Raw genomic sequence first — 20792 nt, forward strand, 5'->3', positions numbered from 1 at the left:
AACGATGGAACTGCTCGTCATCGGTCTCGACGGCCTCTCGACCAACATGCTGGACCGGTTCGGTATCGAACCGGAGTACATCTCCGGCGTCTTGGACGAAGGCGTCTCGGGTGACCTCGTGAGCGTGGACACGCCGACGACCCTCCCGGCGTGGACCTCCTTCGCGACCGGGAAAGACCCCGGTTCGCACGGTCTCACAAACATGATTCAGCAGTCGCCCGACTACGAGACGACCCCGCTGAAGACGAACACGACCGACGCCGCGGCGTACGACCTCATCGACGACGCGATGTTCGTCAATCTCCCCGCGTCGGTCGCGCGGGAGGCGACCGCCGAGAACACCCACCTCGTCTCGGCGATGCTCGCCGAAGACGAACACGACGCCGTCCCCGAACACCTCCAGGAACTCGACGCCTTCGACGGCTACCTCCTCGACCACGACAAGGCGCTCAAGAAGCGCCCGAGCGTCTACTTCGACCACGTCTGCGACATCACGCGCGCCCGCCGCGACTTCGCGAAAGAAGCGTTCGAGACGTACGACCCGAGATTCGGCTTCGTCCTCTTTTCGACGCCCGACTGGGCGGGCCACCTCCTCTCGAACTTCTCGGACGACGAGACGCGCGGCGGCTACTACCGTCAACTCCTCGATGTGGTGGACGAGTGCACCGCCGACCTCGCCGCGATGGCGGACAACGTCGTGCTGATGAGCGACCACGGCTTCGAGCGCAAGCACACCAACGTCCACGTCAACGACTACCTCCGCGACGAAGGGTATCTCCGCGAGGAGAGCGCCGACCTCTCGGCGACCCAACTCGCGGTCCAACTCGCGAAATCGGTCGGCAAGCGCTCTGACTTCCTCTACGAGCGAATCCGACAGGTGTACAACTACATCATCGCGACCGACGTGGGACAGAGCCTGCAGGAGGCCGCCGAACCCGACATCGACTACCCCGCGTCCGATGCGTGGCAGATACGATACGGCTGTCTGTACGTCAACGACGACCGGTTCGACCACCCGACGGTCGAGAACCCCGACGCGCTCCGCCGCCAACTTCGTGACGAACTCGCTGGCCTGACCGACGACGAGGGACGACCGCTGTTCCGTGACGTGCTGCTGGCCGACGAAGCCTACGCCGACCCCGGCGAGTGGGCACCCGACGTAATCGCCCGACCCGCGCAGGGCTGTTACCCGACGATGCTCGCATCGCCGACCGGCGGCTACGCCAGCCACACCAACAACTACAACCACCGGTACCGGGGTCTGTTCGCCGCGACCGGTCCCCTGTTCGCCGACGAGTCGAGCGTCGAGGCTTCTATCGTGGACGTGCTCCCGACCGTGATGGCGGCGCTCGAACTCCCGCTCTCGCCGGAGTTCGACGGTGAGGTGATTCGAGACGCGTTCGCCGACGACGTGACCGTCGCGTACCGTGACGCGAGCGACGTTCCCGAACCCCGGACGCGAACCGCCTCCGAAAGCGACCAGGCGGCCCGCGACGACGCCGTCGAGGACCGCCTCGAAGACCTCGGGTATCTCGAATGAGCGGTCAGGACGACACCACCGACCTCAGCCTCGGCCGCGAGACCGCCGTGGCAGTCGTCGCCAAACTCGTCCTCGCGGCGATGGGGTTCGTCGGCGTCGTCGTGTTCGCCCGCGTCCTCGGCACCGAGGGAGTCGGCAAGTACTACTTCCTGCTGGCGATGGCAAAGGTCACGACCCAGATTCCGGGCGGGGTCAGCAACGCCATCAAAAAGCGGGTCAGCGAGGTCGGCGTCGACCCGGCCGAGTTCTTCGGTCTCGGACTCGTCGTCAACGCCGCGTTCACGAGCGTCGTCCTCGCGGTCGCGGTCGTCGGCTACCCCTTCTTGAAGTCGCAGGTCGGCCCGTTCGCGTTCGCGCTCGGCGTGGTCGCCATCGTCGCCTCGCTCGGTCTGTTCTCGCTCGTCAATCGGCTGTACGCGGGTATCGGCCACCCCGGGGCCTCGTTCTGGACCGACACGATTCGGAGCGTCCTGACGCTGGTGGCGCAGGTCGCGTTCCTCGTCGCGGGGCTGAACGTCCTCGGTCTCATGGGTGGTCTCGTCCTCGCGACCCTCGTGACGACGGTGGGCGTGGCGGTACTGACGAACGTCCGACCTCGAATCCCGACGCGCGAGACCGCAGAGCGAGTCTCGACGTTCGCCAAGTGGAGCGTTCCGAACGCCCTGTTTCAGAACCTCTACATGCGCCTGGACGTGCTCATCCTCGGCTTCGTCGTGAGTAACGCCGCGGTCGGTCTGTACGAACCCGCGATGCGACTGACCGTTCCGGCGGCGTTCATCGCGACCGGCATCGGCGACTCGCTCACGGTGAAAGCGAGCGGCCTGAGTTCGCTCGACCGCGACGTGGGCGAAGACCTCCGAAACGCGCTCTCGTACGCCTGTCTGTTCGCGATACCGATTTTCTTCGGGGCGCTCGCGATTCCGGAGGCGCTGATGGTGGTCATCTACGGCGAGGAGTTCCGCGCGGGCTGGGTCGCGCTCGTCGGTCTCGCGCTGTTCCAATTGTTCAACACGTATCGGCTCCCGTTCGACAACGTCGTGAGCGGAATGAACCGCCCCGACCTCCGGTTCCGAGTCAGCGTCTTCACGCTCGCCATCAACGCGCCGCTCGCGATTCTGCTCGGCCTCGAATACGGTCTCGTCGGTGTCGTGGTCGCGACTGTCATCGCAGAGACGGTCAGAGTCGTCACCTACCTGCTCATCGCTCGCCGACTGTTCGACGACGTGTTGCTCCCGCGCCCGCTGTTCGAGCAGTTCGCCGCTGGCGCGGTCATGTTCGGGGTCGTCTACGGAGCGTCCGAAGCGGTCGCGATAACCGACGCGATAACGCTCGCCGCTGTCGTCGGTCTCGGCGCGGTCACGTACTTCGGCGTCCTGCTCGCGGTTAGCTCCCACTTCCGCGTGACGATTCGAGGCGTCCTCGCGGACTTCGGTATCGAGCGCGCGCCCGGCCTGTAGTGTAACGAGTCGGACACGCGGGCGAGTTCGCCCGTCCCGAGATGACAAGGCTTATGCGCGTTTTGCCAGTTCTTTCGAGTCAATGAGCCAGCAGACTGAGCAGGTCGAAGACTCGACGGACTCCGTCGAGTCGTTCCTCGACGCAGTCGAGGACTGGTATCACGTCCCCGTGCTGGTCGCCGCGTTCGCGTTCATGCTCTGGGTACGTCTCCAGTCGTACGACCGATTTATCCAGAACGGCGAGGTGTTTCTCGCCGGAAACGACGCGTGGTATCACCTCCGTCAAGTGACCTACACCGTGGCGAACTGGCCACAGACGATGCCGTTCGACCCGTGGACCTACTTCCCGTTCGGGACGAGCGTCGGACAGTACGGGACGCTGTACGACCAGCTCATGGCGACGGCCGCGCTCGTGGTCGGTCTCGGAAGCCCCTCCGAGCAGACCGTCGAGATGACTGTCTTGGTCGCGCCCGCCGTGTTCGGCGCGCTCGTTTTGATTCCGACGTATCTCATCGGCAAGCGCCTCGCCGGTCGTCTCGGCGGGGTGTTCGGCGTGGTCGTGCTCGCGCTCCTGCCGGGCACGTTCCTCCGGCGCGGCCTCGTCGGATTCGCCGACCACCACGTCGCGGAGGTCCTCTTCCAGGTAATCGCGGTTCTCGCGATGATGGTCGCGCTGACCGTCGCCGAGCGCGAGAAACCGGTGTACGAACTCCTCGTGGACCGCGACTTCGAGGCGCTTCGCAGACCGGTCGGCTACAGCGCGCTCGCGGGTCTCGCGACCGCGTTCTACCTCTGGACGTGGCCGCCGGGCGTCCTCATCGTCGGCATCTTCGGCGCGTTCTTCGCGGTCAAACTCAGCGCCGACTACGTCCGCGGGGTCAGCCCCGACCACCTCGCGCTCGTCGGCGCGGTCAGCATGGGCGTGACCGGCTTCCTCCTGCTGGTCCCGCTCGGAACGCTCGAATTCAGCCCGACGAAGTTCTCGCTGCTTCAGCCACTGCTGGCGTTCGCTGTCGCTGGCGGCTGTGTGTTCATGGCGTGGCTCGCCCGCGAGTGGGACGACCGTGACCTCGCGAAAACGCTCTATCCCGCCACTATCGGCGGTATCATCGTCGCCGTCGTGGGCGCGGTCGCGGTCGCGCTCCCGAACGTCTTCGACCTGATTCGGAACAACGTCATCCGGGTCGTCGGGTTCAGCACCGGCGCGCGAACCCGGACCATCGGCGAGGCCCAACCGTTCCTCTCCAACGCCCGGCCGCAGTGGGGAATCGAGTGGTACGACGTGATTCTGCAGGAGTACGGGCTGATGCTGTTCACCGCGATTATCGGCGCAGTCTGGCTCGTGTGGCGCACCTACCGCACCGGCGACCACCGCGCCGAGAACTTCCTCGTGTTGGTGTGGGCCGCGTTCATCTTCGCCGCGGCGTTCACCCAGGTCCGATTCAACTACTACCTCGCGGTGCCGGTCGCGGTGCTGAACGCGTATCTGGTCAGTCGGACGTTCGGCCTAGTGGACCTCACCGACCGGAAATCGGTGACTGATATCGAGGGGTACCAGGTGATGGTCGTCGTAGTGGTCGTACTGCTCGTCCTCCCGGTCCTCGTCTTCCCCGCGACGTTGGGGACGACCGGCAATCCGCAAATCGACGAGACCCGAACCGCGATGGTGGAAGGCCAGACCACCCCCGGTGCCGTGACCCAGTGGGACGGGACGCTCGACTGGATGGCGAACGAGACGCCCGAGGAAGGAACGTACGGCGGTGCAGACAACGAGATGGAGTACTACGGCACCTACGGTCCCGACGAGGGCGACGACTTCGAGTATCCTGAGGGAGCCTACGGCGTGATGTCGTGGTGGGACTACGGCCACTGGATTACCACGCAGGGCGAGCGCATTCCGAACGCGAACCCGTTCCAGGAGGGCGCGACGAGCGCCGCGAATTACCTCCTCGCGCCGAGCGAGGCCGAGGCGAATCAGGTCCTCGACAGGCGCGGCGAGGACCACGAGGAGACCCGATACGTGATGACCGACTGGCAGATGGCCGAGCCGAGTTCGAAGTTCTCGGCTCCCACGGTGTTCAACGACAACGTGAGCCAGACCGACTTCACGACCCAGATGTACCAAGAGGGTCAGAACGGGTATCAGCCCCTGTTCCAGGTGAAAGACCAGCGCTACTACGACAGTCAGGTGGCGCGACTCTACCTCTACCACGGGAGCGCGGTCGAACCGAGCCCCGTCGTGGTGGACTACGAGCGACTCGGTCAGTACTCGACCGACGAGCTAGTTAGCGCGCCGACCGGCGAGAACGCGAGTCCCGTCCAGCAGTTCGAGTCGATGGAGGAGGCCCGGGCGTACGTCGAGAACGACACGACCGGCACCGCCCAAATCGGCGGTATCGGCCCGTTCCCGAGCGAGCGCGTGCCCGCGCTCGAACACTACCGCCTCGTCAAGCAGAGCGAGGCCTCGGGCACCAACTCCCAGGACTACGTTCAGACGCTCCAGACCGAGATGCAACTCCTCCAGCAGGCTGGCATCAACCCGAACGCGCTGTTCCGCACGTCGCCGTCGTGGGTCAAGACGTTCGAGCGCGTGCCCGGCGCGACGGTCGAAGGAACCGGTCCCGCGAATACGACCGTGACCGCGACGGTCGAGATGGCACCCGCCGGAGCCAACTCGACGTTCCCCTACACCCAGCAGGCCGAGACCGACGAGAACGGTGAGTTCACGATGACCCTGCCGTACTCCTCGACCGGCTACGACGAGTGGGGCACCGACGAGGGCTACACGAACACCAGCGTCCGCGCGACCGGCCCGTATCAGTTCAACACGCCCCAGTCGTTCGAGGACGGGAACGTCACCTTCTCGAACGCCACCGCGCACGTGAGCGAGGGGCAGGTCGTCGGCGAGAACGAGTCCGCCACGCAGGTCGAACTGACCGAGCAGTCCGTGGAACTCGGACAGGACGAGAACAACTCGACCGCCGACGCGAACGAAACCGACGTGACGGACGGCAACGAGACGGCCGACGCGAACGAGACGCAGGCCGACTCGACGAACGACTCCGAGAACGCCTCCGCGCTCGACTCGCCCGAGTCGTCGGGCGTCGAGTCGGTGTCTCCCGACGAGGCGCTTCCGCCCCGCGAGCAGACGACCGCCGCGCGCGCCGGACTCGTCGGTGCGTTCGCGCTCGCGGCCGTCGGCATGAAACGAGACTGAGAACGAGCGCCCCGACGCCGAACCCAAAAGCCGAACTGTTTTCCGCGCGGTCGGTGTACGTCACATTAATGCGAGCGTGGCTCTCCGTCTACCTCAAGGGCATCTTCATGGGTGCCGCCGACGCCGTACCCGGCGTCTCCGGCGGGACCATCGCGCTGATAACCGGCATCTACGAGCGACTCGTCGGCGCTATTGCGGCGTTCGACCCGCGAGTGCTGGCCGACCTCCCGCGGGCGTACGACCCCGACGCCCGTGCCCGCGTGGTCGGCCTGCTTCGGGAGATGGACGTGGCGTTTCTCGCGGTCCTCGGCGCGGGCGTCATGACTGCGATTATCGGGGTTACGGGGGTCGTCTCCGCGCTCGAAGCGTCGAACCCCGCGGTGCTGTTCGCGTTCTTCTTCGGTCTCATCGCGGCGTCGGCGGTCGTCCTCTGGAGCGAGGTCCGACTCGACACCCACGCCGAGCGCGCGGCGGCAGTGGTCGGATTCACCGTCGCGTTCGCGCTCTCGGGCGAGGCGGCGGGGGCCGCGATTTCCCACGCGCCTCCGGTCCTCTTCGTTGCGGGGGCGATAGCCATCTGTGCGATGATTCTCCCCGGCGTGTCGGGGTCGCTTCTGCTCGTCCTGTTCGGCCAGTACGTCTTCATGTCGAACACCCTCCACGCGTTCATCGACGGCGCGGTCGGCGTGGCCCGGGGCGAATCGCTCAGCTCGCTGGTCGGGCCGGGCGTCTCGATAGTCTCGTTCGTCGCGGGTGCGGCGGTCGGCATCCTCACGTTCGCCCGCGTCGTGAAGTGGGCGCTCGCGAATCACCGCGAGGTGACGCTCACCTTCCTGGTCGCGCTGATGGTCGGCGCGCTGAGGCTCCCGGTCGAGCGCGTCGTCGGCTCGGGCGGCGCGTGGCCGTCCGAGCGCGTGGCAGCGGTGTTGGTCGCAGGCCTCGTCGGAGCGTTCGCGGTCCTGCTCATCGACTACTACACCGACGACTTGGAGTACATCGAGGACGAGTCCTCCGGGGCGTCTGTGGCGGCTCGGAACGACTAGTCGACGGCGAGAACAGTACTAATATTTGATATAACAGCACTACTGCCGGACCGTGTTCTCCTCCGTCAAATGGAGTTTCCAGTCTTCCCCGACGAGAACAGCACTACTGCCGGCACATATGAGAACCGCACAGCACCGCGACCGCGGGCCACACCCTCCCCAACCGACTGCGTTTCTCAGTCAGTCGCTCCCGTCGGTCGCTCCTTCCCTGCGATACTCATCCACTGGAAGACAAACCGCGTCTTCCAAGCCTGCGCTCGCTTCGCTCGCGCAGACCTCGCGCGATTGTGTCGCGCCACAAGAGCGCGACCGCACGCGCCACGGATTTAGTCGAATTTCGCGAAATCCGATCTTGGGTCACGGCGCGCGCTGGCGCGGCTTTATGCCGCGCCGTCGTTCGCGCGAGGGATGAGCAAACGAGCGACCGCAGGGAGCGAGTGAGCGAATCGGCTGGGGAGGGTGTGGCCTGCGGTCGCGGTGCGGTTTCATAGGTGACGTGCGAGCAGGTAGCTCACGAACTAAACAAAACAGATAGGCGGAACGCTTCACGAACCAAACAAAACGATGCCGGAGCAGGGACAGTCACAAAAACAGAGCACTCCACAAACCGCGTTCTATCTCTAATCCACCAACGCCTCTTCCAGCACCTCGAGCGGGTGGCGAATCTCGTAGCCCGTGCCGTGTTCCATCTGCATCGCGCAGGTCGGGCATTCGGTCAGTCCCGTCTCGCCCTCGACAGACTCCATGTGGTCGAACATCTCCGCGCCGATTTGCATCGAGGTATCGTACTTCTCGTCCTTCCAGCCGTAGGTGCCCGAGATTCCCGAACAGGAATCGCCAACGTCCTCGGCGTTCGCGCCCTCAAGCCGGTCGAGGAGTTCGACCGCCTGTCCCGCGAGACCCTGATTTCGGGCGTGACACGGCGCGTGGTACGCGAAGTTCTCGCTCTCGGCGTCGCCCTCACCGTCGATTTCGGCGTCGTCCAGCGCGCCTTCGAGGTCCTCGTGGACGCGGAGGTATTCGAGCGCCTCGTAGGTCCGGGCCGCCACGCTCGCGGTCCCCTCGAAGTCGAACAGTTCGGGGTACTCCTGGCGGAGCGACATCGAACAGGAGGTACACGAGGCGACGATATCAGCGCCGTCCTCGATGGCGGCCGCGAGTTCCCGGACGTTGACTTCGGCGGCGCGCTCGGCGTCGTCGAGCATCCCGTTGGCGAACATCGGCGTGCCCGAACACCGCTGTGGCGGGACCATCACCTCGTAGCCGAACCGCTCGAACACCCGGACCATCGCCTTGCCGACCGCGGGGGTGTTGTAGTTCGAGTAACACCCGTGGAAGTACGCCACGCGCTTGTCGTCGCTCTCGACGTTCGCGCCGTCTCGCTCTGCTCGCGCATCCTGCGCTCGCTTTTTCGAGGCGGCAACGCCGCCTCGCCTCTTCCACCACGTCCGAAACGTCTCGTCGGCGAACGCCGGAAAGTCGCGCTCGCTCGTGATTCCGAGGAGTTTCTCGTTGAATTTCTGGACGACCGAGTTGCCCATCACGAAGTTAGTGAGTCGGGGGACTTTGCTCCCAAGTCGGGCGAGCGCGCCGTAGTTCGCCAGAATCCGGTTCCGGACGTACTCGCGCGAGAGTTTGTCCATCTGATTCTCGACGAACGACCCCCGAGCCGTGTTGTGCATCTGCGAGAGCGGAACGTCAGAGGGGCAGGCGTCGTCACACCGCATGCAGTTCGAGCAGGACATCACCGAGTCGTCGATGTCGTGGTCGTCCTTGCGCTTGAGTCGCCACTGTTCGGGTCCTTGGAACTTCGGGCCGGGGAACTCGTCGTCCACCGCGGCGACCGGGCAGTTGGTGTCGCACGTCGAGCACTTGTAGCAGTCGTCGCTCCCCGGCCGGAGGTCCATCTCCTCGCTCTCGGGGAACACCTGTATCGGCTCGAACTCGTCGGCTTCGACGGTGTTCTCGGTCCGTACCTCGCTCGCGGTCTCGGGATTCTCTGTGTCGCTCATGAATCAGTCTCGAACCTCCTTCGCCGCGGTCCGCCCCGCAAATCGTCCCGTCGCCAGCGAGACGCCCGCGCCCGACTTCTCGGCCGCGAAATCGTGGCCGCCCAACACCGCTCCGGCCGCCCGCAGATTCGGGAACTCGGAGCCCCCGCGAGCGTCGAGCGGTCGCAACTCCCCATCAACTTCGACGCCGAATCGGGCGAACGCGTGGTCGCCGAAGGCGTCGTCTTCGAACCAGTCGTACCGGTCGCTCGGGTGGGCTACTCGGCAGTCGAAAATCGGTTCTCGGACCCCCTCGCGGTCGGAGTCGATTCCCTTCCCGACGAGGCCGCCGGTCGCCAGCACGAACTGGTCGGCGTGGAACGGAATCGCCGCGCCGTTTCGCTCGACTCGGACCGCCCGGACGCGCCCGGACGAGTCGGTCTCGTAGCCGACCGCGGGATTCCCGGTCGTGAATCGCACGCCCGCCTCGCGACAGGCCGCCACGAGCGCGCCTTCGAGTCGCATCCCCGGCAGACTCGGCGGTCCCATCGGCACCTCGAAGACGGCCGCGCCGAGTTCGGCTTCGAGGTCCGCGCGCACTTCCGCGGGCGCGTGCTGGCCGAGGAGCGCCGGGAAGCCGACGCGCTCGGCGTCCCCGAGGTGGTCTTTCACGGTCTCGGCGAGCGCCTCCCGGGCCGGAAGCGTCTCGGTGTATCCCGCCCCGCCGACGCGTTCGACGCGCTCGTTCGCGTCGAGCGCGTCGGCGAACCGCGTGAGTTTCGCGTCGGCCCGGAAGCCGCCGGGGAACCGGAGGGTGACGCCCTCCGCGTCGAAGGGCACCCCCACCGATTCGAGGTGGTCGGCGACCAGCGGCGCGTCGAAGTCCGTGACGGTCTCGAAGCCGACGAGGAGCGCGTCCCGGTCGTCGCTCGCCAGTCCGGCCGCGGCGCTCGCGGGGTAGCGGGCGGTGGGCTTGACGCGCCCGCCGTGAGTCGGGACGAGCGCGTTCCGGTCGGTGTGACCGCCGCGATACAGGTCGCCGGTCGCGTCGTCGAACAGCGCGAGGCCTTCGCGAACACCCGCCTCGCCCACGATTCTGTAGGGGTGCGAATCGGGGAGGTCGGGGATGGCGTCGAAGGGGTTCGAGAGGGGCGTCTCCGGCGCTCGATTTTCCGCGTCGTCCGCGCCGTGACTTTGGCCATCGCCAGCGCCGCGACCCGCGGCCGAAGCCGCGGGTCGCGGCGCGTACCCCAGCACGTCTATCAGTCCGCTCGCGCTCTTGAGCGTCGAGTCCTTGTGCGAGAGCACGCGGACGCGGCCGCCCGCGCCCTCGCGGGCTGCCGCGAGCGCCGCGGTCATCCCGGCGATGCCGCCGCCCACGACGAGCACGTCGTCCTCAATCGCCATGGTTCACCTCCTCGTGAAGGTCGTCCGCGCCGGAATCGAACGCCCCGAAATCCACGGTCGCGTCTCCGGGGTCGCGGTCGCGGTTCATCGTGGTCGCGTGGAGCGCGTAGTTCAAGGCGGCCTGCGAGAGCTGTTCGCCCCAGAGCGCGTGGCGCTCGCCCTTCCACCGCTCCTCGAACAGTTCGTCGAGCGCGGCGTCGGCCTGCGGCGCGTCGTACTCGGGGTGAAGTTCGGACGCCATTCGATGACAGCAGAAGCCGCCCTGACAGTTGCCCATCGAGGCTCGCGTCCGGATGCGGACCGCGTTGAGGTCGGTGCCAGACTGGTCGATTGCGTCCCGGATTTCGGCGCGGGTGACGGCCTCGCAGTCACAAAGGACGGGGTTCGGCTCGCCGGTCTTCAGCACGTCGTCGGCGCGCGAGCCGAGCCGCTGGACGCTCCGGCGACCGATTGGCGACCGGAGACCGAACTCCTCCATGTAGTCTCTGAGGACCGAGAAGTCCTCGCTCCCCGGCAGGGGTTCGTCTGCGGTCCGGCACGTCGCCGAGACGCCGAACTTCTCGCAGACGTGGTCGGAAATCTCCTCGGCCATCATCCGGTAGGTGGTGAACTTCCCGCCGACGATGCTCGTGAACCCCGCGAGGTCGTCGCGGTCGTCGTGGTCGAGCAGGAAGTAGTCGCGGGTGATGTCGGTCGGGTCGGCGGTTCCGGTCCCCGGCGGTTCGTACAGCGGGCGCACGCCCCAGAACGACCGGACGGTGCGGGCCTCCCGGAGGATGGGCACCAGCTTCGAGAGTTCGTCTATCATCAGGTCCACCTCCCACTGTTCCTCGGGGTAGTCCTCGGGGTCCTCGACCTCCACGTCGGTCGTCCCCAAAATCGCGGTCGTCTCGTGGGGAACCACGATGTCGGCGTCACCTTTCGGGACGCATCGGTTCACGACCGTATCGACCTGCCGACAGTTCATCACGACCATCGCGCCCTTCGAGGGTCGGACCGCCACGTCCACGCCCGCCATCGCACCGATTTGCCCGGCCCACGCGCCCGCGGCGTTTATCACGTAGTCGGCGTCGATTCGCTCGCGCTCGCCCGGCGTGACGTGTTCGCGCTTGCCCGGTCCGGAGTCGTGGCGCACCTCGACGCCCGTCACCTCGGTTCCGTCGGTCAGCACGTCCACGACCTCGGCGTGGGTCTCGATGCGCGCGCCGTGGCGCTGCGCGTCGGCGGCGTTCGCCACGCAGAGTCGGAAGGGGTCCACGGCACCGTCCGGCACGCGAATCGCGCGCTTCACGTCCTTCGTCAGGTACGGCTCTTCCTCGCGGGCCTCCTCCGCGGAGAGGACCTCTGCCGGGATGTCGCAGTCTCGACAGCCCTGAAGCTTCTCCTCGAAGTATTCGTCGGGGTCGTCCTCCAACTGGACGAACTGGCCGCCGGTCAGCTCGACGCAGTGGGAGGCGATGTCCCGGAGGACGCGGTTCTCCTCGATGCACTCTCTGGCGCTCGCCTGGTCGGAGACCGCGTACCGACCCCCGCTGTGGAGCAGCCCGTGCATCCGACCCGTCGTGCCGTGGGTGAGGTTTCCCTTCTCGACGAGCGACACGTCTACGCCGCGCATCGCGAGGTCGCGCGCGATACCGCAGCCGGTCGAGCCGCCCCCGACGACGACGGTGTGGGGTGTCGATGCCATCTACGCGTCCTTCGGAGTCGACGCACTTTACTTCATCGACAGGGTCGTGTCGAGAGTAAACTTCCATCGCGTTCCGGCATTGATTCCGTCGTCCGTCGTCTATCGGATTTCTCGCCGGTATATCGGCGGTATTTATCGAACCGGGGAGCAACATTTATAATGATTCACCATATTGTTTATTAGTAGGTCGGTGGCAACAGTAAACTGCCGTCACACGAACCTACAGAACAATGGTAGACAGCTATATTGGGGCGATAGACCAGGGGACGACTGGCACTCGGTTCATGGTGTTCGACCACGGCGGGCAGGTCGTCGCGAACGCGTACGAGCGTCACGAACAGATATACCCCGAACCGGGGTGGGTCGAACACGACCCGCTCGAAATTTGGGAGAACACGAAAGCGGTGGTCACGCGCGGTCTCGCCGACGCCGATTTGGACGCCGAACAGCTCGAAGCGCTCGGCATCACGAACCAACGCGAGACGACCGTCGTCTGGGACGCCGACACCGGCAGACCGGTCCACAACGCGCTCGTCTGGCAGGACCGCCGGACCACCGACCGGGTCGAGGAACTCGAAGCCGCCGACAAGGTCGAGTGGATACGCGAGACCACCGGTCTCGAAGCCGACGCCTACTTCGCGGCCACCAAGGTCGAGTGGATACTCGACAACGCCGAACCGCTGAAGCTCTCGTCGTCCCGGACCGAGAACCTCCGCGACCGCGCCCGCGACGGCGAACTCATGATGGGCACCATCGACGCGTGGCTCATCTACAATCTGACGGGCAACCACATCACCGACGTGACGAACGCCTCGCGGACGATGCTGTACGACATCGAGGACCTCTCGTGGGACGACGACCTCTTGGAGGAGTTCGGCGTCCCCGAGAGCATGCTCCCGGAGGTCCGGCCCTCCTCGGACGAGGAGACCTACGGAACGACCGACCCCGACGGCTTCCTCGGTGCTGAGGTGCCGGTCGCGGGCGCGCTCGGCGACCAGCAGGCCGCGCTGTTCGGCCAGACCTGCTTCGACGAGGGCGACGCCAAGAACACCTACGGGACCGGGTCGTTCTACCTCATGAACACCGGGTCGGAGGCCGTGAGTTCGGACCACGGTCTGCTGACGACCATCGGTTTCCAGCTCTCGGGCGAACCCGTCCAGTACGCGCTCGAAGGTTCGATATTCATCACCGGGGCTGCCATCGAGTGGCTGGAGGACGTGGACCTCATCAACAACGCGGCCCAGACCGCGGAGCTGGCCCGGTCGGTCGATTCGACCGACGGCGTCTACATGGTCCCCGCATTTACCGGACTGGGCGCGCCCCACTGGGACGGCCGCGCGCGCGGCACCATCGTCGGAATGACCCGCGGCACGAGAAAGGAACACATCGTCCGGGCCACCCTCGAATCCATCGCGTACCAGACCCGCGACATCGCCGAAGCCATGGAGGCCGATTCGGGCGTCGAGACGACGAGCCTCCGCGTCGACGGCGGGGCCGTCAAGAACAACTTCCTCTGTCAGCTTCAGTCCGACATCATCCAGACCGAAATCGTCCGCCCGCAGGTGGACGAGACGACCGCGCTCGGGTCGGCGTACGCCGCCGGTCTGGCGGTCGGCTACTGGGACACGGTGGACGAACTCCGGTCGAACTGGCAGGTAGACCGGGAGTTCGCCCCCGAGATGGCGGCGTCGAAGGCCGATACGATGTACGGTCGGTGGGACGACGCCGTCGAGCGGTCGCTCGACTGGGCCCAAGAGGAGTGACCGATGTACGGAACGATACTCCAGATTCCGGTCCTCGAACTCGGAATCGAGGAGTTTCTCGTGCTGTTCGTCACGGCGCTCGCCGGTGGCGCGTTCGGTGCCGCCATCGGCGCGCTCCCCGCGTTCATCTTCACCGGCTTCGTCGTCTTCCTCGGCGAGGGACTCGCGATTCTCCAGCGGGAAATCGCCGCACTCGATGGAGTCTCCGGAGGCGCGCTCGCGGTCGACCTCACGGGCGTCATCGGGTTCGGGATGGTTACCGGCCCGCACATCGCGTTCGCGGGCGGCGTGGCGGCGTCGGCCTTCGCCGGGAAGAAGTACCCCGAGATGGAACCCGACGGCTGGGACTACCACTTCGGGAAGGACATCCTCTACGCGTTCGGGACCAAGCCCGACGTGCTCGCGGTCGGCGCGGTCTTCGGCGCGCTCGGGATGCTGATTGCCCGCCTCGCGGGGGGTCTCGGCGTCCCGACCGACGGCATCGCGCTCTCGGTGGTCGCGACCGCGTTGCTCGCCCGAGTCGCCTTCGGCTACCCGCTCGTCGGCACCCCTCGCGGCTCGAATCTGCTCGACATGACGCCGTTCGAGCGCGAGGAGGAGCGCGTCGTGACCGACGGCGGGACCGGGGAGACCCGACTCGCGACCGAACCGTGGCTCCCCCACCAGTACCGGTGGTCCGGGGTCACGGCCATCGGTCTCGTGGGCGGCATCCTCGCGGGCTACATCTGGCTGGAGACGGGGAGCATCTTCATGGGCTACGCGATTTCGGCGATGAGCCTGCTGTTCCTCCAACTCGGCGTCGAGAAGATTCCGGTCACCCACCACATCACGCTCATCGGGTCGGTCGGGGCCGTACTCGCGCTTCCGCTCGTCGGGAGCGAACCCGCCGCCCTGCTGGTCGCGGGGGGGTTCGGCGCGCTCGCGGGGGTCGTCGGCGAGGTCAGCCAGCGAATCTTCTACGCTCACTCCGACACCCACGTGGACCCGCCAGCGATGGCAATCGCGTTCGTCATGCTCGTCGTCGGCGTCCTCTACCTGTTCGGTCTCCTCCCGAGCGCGGGGTATCTGGCAATTTAGGCGACCGCGTGACTCCCCGTTGTTTTATCGGCACGGGCCGAATTATCGACACCACTCACTGCAAACGGACATGGACATCGACGCGAGAATCAAACGACGACAGCACAGAACCGACGAACCGCGACTCGTGGAGGACTACGAATCGCTCGCGCCCGTTTCGCACGTCTCCGAACCGTCCGACCGGGGACCCGTGTTCGAGCGACTGCTCGACCACCTCGACCCGGTGTTCGACGGTCAGCTACCGCCCAACGCCTACGTCTACGGCCCGTTCGGGTCGGGGAAGTCCGCAATCGTGACGGCGCTGTTCGCGCACCTCGACCGACTCTCGACCGAAAATTCGTCCGTCATCCACACGAGCACGCGGGCTTCGACGCCGGTCTCGCCCGCGTTTGCCTACCTCGACCTGCGCGAACTCGCGAGCGAGTTCGCGCTGTATGGTGGTCTCCTCGACGCCGTCGTCGATGATTCGGTTCCGGACCACGGCGTCAGCACCGAGGAGTTACGCGAGCGCCTCCGCGACGTTCTCGGGGGGTCGCGAGCGGGCATCGTCGTCGCGGTGGACCACGTCTACGAGAGCGACGACATCGGCGCGGCCGAACTCCTCGACGTGTTCGCGGGGTTGCCGAGCAATCTGAGCTGGCTCGCGGTCGGCCGAAACCGCCCCGAAGAGGTCGCGCTCACCGAGCACACCGCGAACACGATTCGAGTCGAGCGCTACCGGCGCGAGACGCTCGTGGACGTGCTGATGACCAGAGCCTCGCTCGGTCTCACACAGCAGGCGCTCGACCACGAACTCGCCCGCCGGATTGCCGACTGGGCCGACGGGAACGCACACCACGCGCTGGCGGCGCTGTTCGTGGCGACCGACCGCGCGACCACCGCGAATCGAACCCACCTGACCGAGTCGGACGTGGCGTCCGCATTCGAGGAGTTTCCCGGGTCGTCGGTCTCGCTTGGGCGCGTGCTGGCGCTTCCCGCGAACAAACAGTTCGTCCTTCGAAAGCTCATCGACCTCGACGCCGACGAGTGTGCGTCCGTGGCCGCGACCACGGAGGCGATTAGCGCCGACCCCTCGGTGGACCTCTCGCGGGGAACCGTCAAGCGGTACCTCTACGAGATGGCAGAAACCGGGGTGGTCGAGCGCGTCGAGTCCGAGAGCGCGACCGGGAAGGGGCGGCCGCCGAGCAGGGTGGAACTCCGATTCCCTCCGACCGCGTTCCGTCGCCTCTACGACCTCAATCGGTAGCGTTCCCCGTCTGCGACTCGGCCGACCGAGACTCGTTTCGGCGGAGCGAGGGAGCGAGGGAGAGAAGGAGAGAAAGGCGATGATGCCGAGACGAAACCATTATCTGAACAGTTGTGCAATTGTCGTGAGATGGCTCACCCCGACGACCGGCTCAGGCGACTGCTCGACGACCAACTCGGCGAGTGTTCCGATGCCGACGTGGAACGCCGCAAGGACGAACTCCACGCGCTCGCCGAGGAGGCTCCCGACCGCTCGGCGGACGTGGCGGCGCTCTCGGCGCTGGCGAACGACACCCGGTACCGCATCGTGCGACTCCTCTCATCGGCCGACGGCGAACTCTGCGTCTGCGAACTCGCGCCGCTCGTCGCGGTGAGCGACAGCGCCCTGAGCCACGCGCTCTCGGACCTGACGAACGCCGGACTCCTCGCGCGCTCGAAGGACGGCAAGTGGCGCTACTACGTCACGACCGACCGCGCAGAGGCGCTCCTCGACGCGCTCGACGCGACCCGAGAGGTGGCCGAGTGACTTGCGACCGGGAGAGTGGAACCGCCGCGTCCGACACCGAGAACGACCGCTTTTTCTACCCGACTCGCCTTCGGTGAGACATGGTTCCGCCGCTCGTCCTCGACATCGACGGCACGATGACGCTTCCCGACGACTCCATCGACCCGCGATTCTTCGAAGTGCTTCCCGCGTGGGACGCCCCGGTGGTCGTGGCGACCGGGAAGTCGTTTCCCTACCCGGTCGCGCTGTGTCACTTCATGTACCTCGAACAGAACGTCGTCGCCGAGAACGGCGGCATCGTCCTCGCGCGCGAGCAGGTCACGAAGAACGGCGACGCCGCGGCCGCCCGCCGGGTCGCCGAGGCGTACCGCGAAGCGGGCTACGACCTCGGATGGGGTCCCGCCGACCTCACGAACCGGTGGCGCGAGACCGAACTCGCGGTCGCGCGCGACCAACCGCTCGGCCCGCTCGAAGAAATCGCGGCCGAACACGGCCTGGAGGTCGTGGACACCGGCTACGCCTACCACGTCAAATCGCCCGGCGTCGAGAAGGGTCGCGGGCTGAAGTCGGTCGCGCGACTTCTCGACCGCGATCCCGAGGAGTTCGTCGCCATCGGCGACTCGGAGAACGACGTGTCCACCTTCGGCGTGGCGGGCGAGTCGTACGCGGTCGCAAACGCCGATGCGAAGGCCGCGCGCGCCGCCGACGTGGTGCTGGAGCAGTCGTACTCCGAAGGCACGCTGGCGGTGCTAGACGACCTCCGGCGGCGGGGGTGATACCGGCGCTTTTCGGCGTACCGTCCTTCTATTCCGGCGCGCGCTGGCGCGACCTCGTGTCGCGCCATCAGTCGCGCGAGGGATGAGGACCGCAGGGAAGGAGCGACCGGAGGGAGCGACTGACCGAGGACCGCAATCGGTTGGGGAGGTGTGTGGCCTGCGGTCGCGGTGCTGTGCGGCCCTCATAGGTACCGGGAGTAGCTAGCTCCGCTCACCGTTCCATCAGGTCAATCAGTAGCCACTCCCGTCACTTACTCGACCGTGTCCTCCCGCCACTCCCCAAACGCATCGAGCACATCATCCTCCTCGAATCGCTCGACGCAGGGCACGTCGTAGGGATGGCTCTCCTCGACCCGCGCTTCGAGGCGGTCGTAGGCCTCCTCGGTGGTCTTCGCCAGCAGGACCACCTCCTCGTCGCGGTGGACCTCGCCGTCCCACCGGTAGACCGAGGTGCAGGGGAATCGGTTGACGCAGGCCGCGAGGCGCTCCTCTACGAGCAACTCAGCAAGGTCTTCCGCTCCATCCGGCGGTGCGGTGATGTAGGCGGTCGGCATACCCGTCACTCCGGTGTCGGGGATTGTAAGGCTCAGCCCTTGCGGGCTATTCGGACTGGTGGTTCCCATCAGACAGACCGGGCGGGAACCGATACAGAGCGTCCGTGCAGGGTTGGTCCCGGCTTGGTATTTGAAGGTTCGTGTCGGAATCGACGCTCGACGGACGACCGGCCGCAAGCCATTCGGAAACCGACGACGAACGCGATTCCGAACTCACTCCGAGAGATTCAAGGCCGACCCGATACCCCACTCTACCAATGCGGCACGACCACCTCATAACTGCAAAACAACTCTCGCGCGAGGACATCGAGGAGGTCCTCGACCGCGCGGCCGAAATCGACGCCGACCCGGCCGCGTTCGGGGACCGCCACGCCGACACGGTGCTCGGACTCTGTTTTTACGAGCCGAGTACGCGCACCAAGATGAGCTTCGAAACCGCCATCAAGCGCCTCGGCGGCGACAGCGTGGACATGGGAACCGTCGAGTCGTCGTCGGTCAAGAAGGGCGAAAGTCTGGCCGACACCGCGCGCGTCGTCGCGGGGTACGCCGACGCGCTCGTGTTGCGCCACCCGAGCGAGGGCGCGGCCAAGATGGTCGGCGACTTCGTGGACGTTCCCCTGCTCAACGCCGGGGACGGCGCGGGCCACCACCCGACTCAGACCCTGCTCGACCTCTACACGATTCGGGAGAACGCCGGACTCGACGACCTCACGATAGGCATCATGGGCGACCTGAAGTACGGCCGGACGGTCCACTCGCTCGCCCACGCCCTCACCAACTTCGACGCCCGCCAGCACTTCGTGAGTCCCGAGAGCCTGAAACTCCCGCGGAGCGTTCGCTACGACCTCCACGAGTCGGGCGCGAACGTCCGGGAACACACCGACCTCGACGACGTGCTGCCCGAACTCGACGTGCTGTACGTGACCCGGATTCAGCGCGAGCGGTTCCCCGACGAGAACGAGTACCACGCCATCGCGGGCGAGTACGGCATCGACCTCGAAACGCTGGAGGACGCGAGCGACGACCTGACCGTGATGCACCCGCTTCCGCGCGTGGACGAAATCGCCTCGGAAGTGGACGACACCGAGTACGCCGCGTACTTCGAACAGGCCCACAACGGGGTGCCGGTTCGGATGGCCCTGCTGGATTTGATGATGGAGGGACAACAATGAGCGACCACGAACTCCGCGTCAGCAAGATTCGAAACGGCACCGTCATCGACCACATCCGCGCCGGGCAGGCGCTCAACGTCCTCGCCATCCTCGGCATCGACGGGACCGGCGGCGAGACGGTCAGCGTCGGCATCAACGTCCCGAGCGACCGGATGCACCACAAGGACATCGTGAAGGTCGAGGGCAAGGAACTCAGTCAGGACGAGGTGGACGTGCTCTCGCTCGTCGCGCCCGAGGCGACCATCAACATCATCCGCGAGTACGAGGTCGCCGAGAAACAGCATCTCGAACGCCCCGACCGCGTCGTCGGCGTCCTGTCGTGTCCGAACCACAACTGCATCACGAACGCCGACGAACCGGTCGAGACCAAGTTCGAGGTGTTAGACGACGGCGTCAGGTGTGAGTACTGCGAGACGATACTCCGCGACAGCATCGCGGCCCACATCGCGGTCGAGTAGCGCCGTCGTATAAGTGGCAAGTAATCGTCTGGAAACCGCGCGTTACCCGCGAAAACGGTCAGAACGGTCGGTTTCGTTTATCTCTCGGCTCTGCATACGACCCGAGAATGAGTACACGAAGCGCGGTCGCGCTCGGTCTCTCCGTAGTGGTCCTGCTGGCTGGCGTCGGGCCGGTCGCTGGCGGCGCTCCGACCGAGCGCGCGGTCGATGGCGAGACGGCAGTGGGCGCGGACGGGACGGGCGCGGACCGAATGGGCGCAAGCGCGGACGAGACCGATTCGGACGAAGCGGTAGACGACCGAGCGGCCCAGTACGAGGTGTCGCTCAGGAACGTCACCGTCGATACGTGGCTCCTCCGAAATTCGACGGTTCGGAACGCGACGGTCCGTGAGGTCCGCATCCGGAACGCCACGACGCCCGACGGGACGAAAGAGAACGTGACGCTCCGGAACGTCACTGTCGGCGAGTTCGTCATCGACAGGGGACGACTCCGGAACGTGACCGCCCAGACGCTCGTGATTCGGAACAAATCGATACTCGACGTGCCGGGCGGCGACTTCATCGACCCCGACGTTCGGGACCGAACCCTCGAACGCCACGTGACCAGAAATCAGACCGTCTCGGGCGTCGTCATCGACACGCTCGAAGTCGAGGCGGGCATCATGGGAGACAACGCCGCGTTCGGCGTAGAAGCCGACGACGCGGCCGAGTTCTCACCCGTCGCGGCCGAGAACGACCCCGACATCACGATAGAGAACGGGGCCGTCCGCGAGGCGCTCGTCAGAAACGGGACCGCGAACGACTGGTCGGTCGAGTCGATAGACGGAGACGCCGGGGACGACTCCGGACCCGAAAAGCGCGAGTCCGACAACAGATAGAGCGAACGACTTACCCCGGTCG

The 20792-nt window shown here is 66.3% G+C and carries 16 protein-coding genes; 12 read left to right on the forward strand and 4 right to left on the reverse strand.

Translation table 11 applies throughout. The features are described 5' to 3' along the window. Window positions 1-4: 4 nt before the first annotated feature. From EKH81_RS09665 to EKH81_RS09680, 4 genes are all read left to right on the forward strand, one after another. Window positions 5-1540 (forward strand): alkaline phosphatase family protein, encoded by a 1536-nt coding sequence (locus EKH81_RS09665; protein WP_202935104.1) that lies wholly within the window; start codon window positions 5-7, stop codon window positions 1538-1540. Continuing rightward, the gene (locus tag EKH81_RS09670) at window positions 1537-2997 is read left to right on the forward strand and encodes an oligosaccharide flippase family protein (protein WP_132058340.1); all 1461 of its coding nucleotides are present in this window, start codon (window positions 1537-1539) and stop codon (window positions 2995-2997) included. Before EKH81_RS09665 ends, EKH81_RS09670 begins: the two co-directional genes overlap by 4 nt. Window positions 2998-3079: 82 nt before the next feature. After that, window positions 3080-6214, forward strand: coding sequence for an oligosaccharyl transferase, archaeosortase A system-associated (locus EKH81_RS09675; RefSeq protein WP_132058341.1), 3135 nt, complete (start codon window positions 3080-3082; stop codon window positions 6212-6214). A gap of 68 nt (window positions 6215-6282) precedes the next feature. Beyond that, window positions 6283-7257, forward strand: coding sequence for a DUF368 domain-containing protein (locus EKH81_RS09680; RefSeq protein WP_132058342.1), 975 nt, complete (start codon window positions 6283-6285; stop codon window positions 7255-7257). A 620-nt stretch (window positions 7258-7877) separates the two neighbouring features. Here the strand turns inward: EKH81_RS09680 and EKH81_RS09685 are convergent. Genes EKH81_RS09685 through glpA form a run of 3 tightly spaced genes read right to left on the reverse strand, consistent with a single transcriptional unit; the run spans window position 7878 to window position 12342 of the window. Then, window positions 7878-9269: an anaerobic glycerol-3-phosphate dehydrogenase subunit C gene (locus tag EKH81_RS09685; RefSeq protein WP_132058343.1), complete on the reverse strand. Its 1392-nt coding sequence runs from the start codon at window positions 9267-9269 to the stop codon at window positions 7878-7880. Window positions 9270-9272: 3 nt separating this feature from the next. Continuing rightward, entirely contained in the window at window positions 9273-10655 is a 1383-nt protein-coding gene (glpB, locus tag EKH81_RS09690; protein ID WP_132058344.1) for a glycerol-3-phosphate dehydrogenase subunit GlpB, read from the reverse strand. After that, complete coding sequence (gene glpA / locus EKH81_RS09695; RefSeq protein ID WP_132058345.1) at window positions 10645-12342, reverse strand: anaerobic glycerol-3-phosphate dehydrogenase subunit GlpA; 1698 nt, start codon at window positions 12340-12342, stop codon at window positions 10645-10647. The genes glpB and glpA overlap by 11 nt, the downstream gene beginning before the upstream one ends. A gap of 230 nt (window positions 12343-12572) precedes the next feature. Here glpA and glpK point away from each other — a divergent pair, with 230 nt between their 5' ends. From glpK to EKH81_RS09720, 5 genes are all read left to right on the forward strand, one after another. Then, a complete protein-coding gene (gene glpK / locus EKH81_RS09700; RefSeq protein WP_132058346.1) occupies window positions 12573-14105 on the forward strand; it encodes a glycerol kinase GlpK in 1533 nt (510 codons plus the stop codon). Window positions 14106-14108: 3 nt separating this feature from the next. Further along, entirely contained in the window at window positions 14109-15182 is a 1074-nt protein-coding gene (locus tag EKH81_RS09705) for a DUF7973 family transport facilitator (protein ID WP_132058347.1), read from the forward strand. Window positions 15183-15252: 70 nt separating this feature from the next. Then, the gene (locus tag EKH81_RS09710) at window positions 15253-16428 is read left to right on the forward strand and encodes a Cdc6/Cdc18 family protein (protein ID WP_132058348.1); all 1176 of its coding nucleotides are present in this window, start codon (window positions 15253-15255) and stop codon (window positions 16426-16428) included. A gap of 129 nt (window positions 16429-16557) precedes the next feature. After that, window positions 16558-16953 (forward strand): ArsR/SmtB family transcription factor, encoded by a 396-nt coding sequence (locus EKH81_RS09715; RefSeq protein WP_132058349.1) that lies wholly within the window; start codon window positions 16558-16560, stop codon window positions 16951-16953. An 80-nt stretch (window positions 16954-17033) separates the two neighbouring features. Then, complete coding sequence (locus EKH81_RS09720; RefSeq protein ID WP_132058350.1) at window positions 17034-17708, forward strand: HAD-IIB family hydrolase; 675 nt, start codon at window positions 17034-17036, stop codon at window positions 17706-17708. A gap of 251 nt (window positions 17709-17959) precedes the next feature. On the opposite strand, the gene cutA is transcribed toward EKH81_RS09720, so the two are convergent. After that, window positions 17960-18262, reverse strand: coding sequence for a divalent-cation tolerance protein CutA (gene cutA, locus EKH81_RS09725; RefSeq protein ID WP_132058351.1), 303 nt, complete (start codon window positions 18260-18262; stop codon window positions 17960-17962). A 257-nt stretch (window positions 18263-18519) separates the two neighbouring features. Between cutA and pyrB the strand changes: the two genes are divergently transcribed. The 3 genes from pyrB to EKH81_RS09740 all read left to right on the forward strand — a co-directional run bounded on the left by pyrB (window position 18520) and on the right by EKH81_RS09740 (window position 20770). Then, window positions 18520-19434 carry an aspartate carbamoyltransferase gene (pyrB, locus tag EKH81_RS09730; protein ID WP_132058352.1) on the forward strand — a complete coding sequence of 305 codons (915 nt, stop codon included), beginning with the start codon at window positions 18520-18522 and terminating at the stop codon, window positions 19432-19434. Then, the gene (gene pyrI, locus EKH81_RS09735; RefSeq protein WP_132058353.1) at window positions 19431-19892 is read left to right on the forward strand and encodes an aspartate carbamoyltransferase regulatory subunit; all 462 of its coding nucleotides are present in this window, start codon (window positions 19431-19433) and stop codon (window positions 19890-19892) included. Before pyrB ends, pyrI begins: the two co-directional genes overlap by 4 nt. A 107-nt stretch (window positions 19893-19999) precedes the next feature. After that, window positions 20000-20770: a hypothetical protein gene (locus EKH81_RS09740; protein WP_132058354.1), complete on the forward strand. Its 771-nt coding sequence runs from the start codon at window positions 20000-20002 to the stop codon at window positions 20768-20770. Window positions 20771-20792 lie beyond the last annotated feature (22 nt).

Origin of the sequence: Halorussus amylolyticus (genome assembly GCF_004143485.2) — an archaeon.
In the GTDB taxonomy this organism is placed as follows: Archaea; Halobacteriota; Halobacteria; order Halobacteriales; family Haladaptataceae; genus Halorussus; species Halorussus amylolyticus.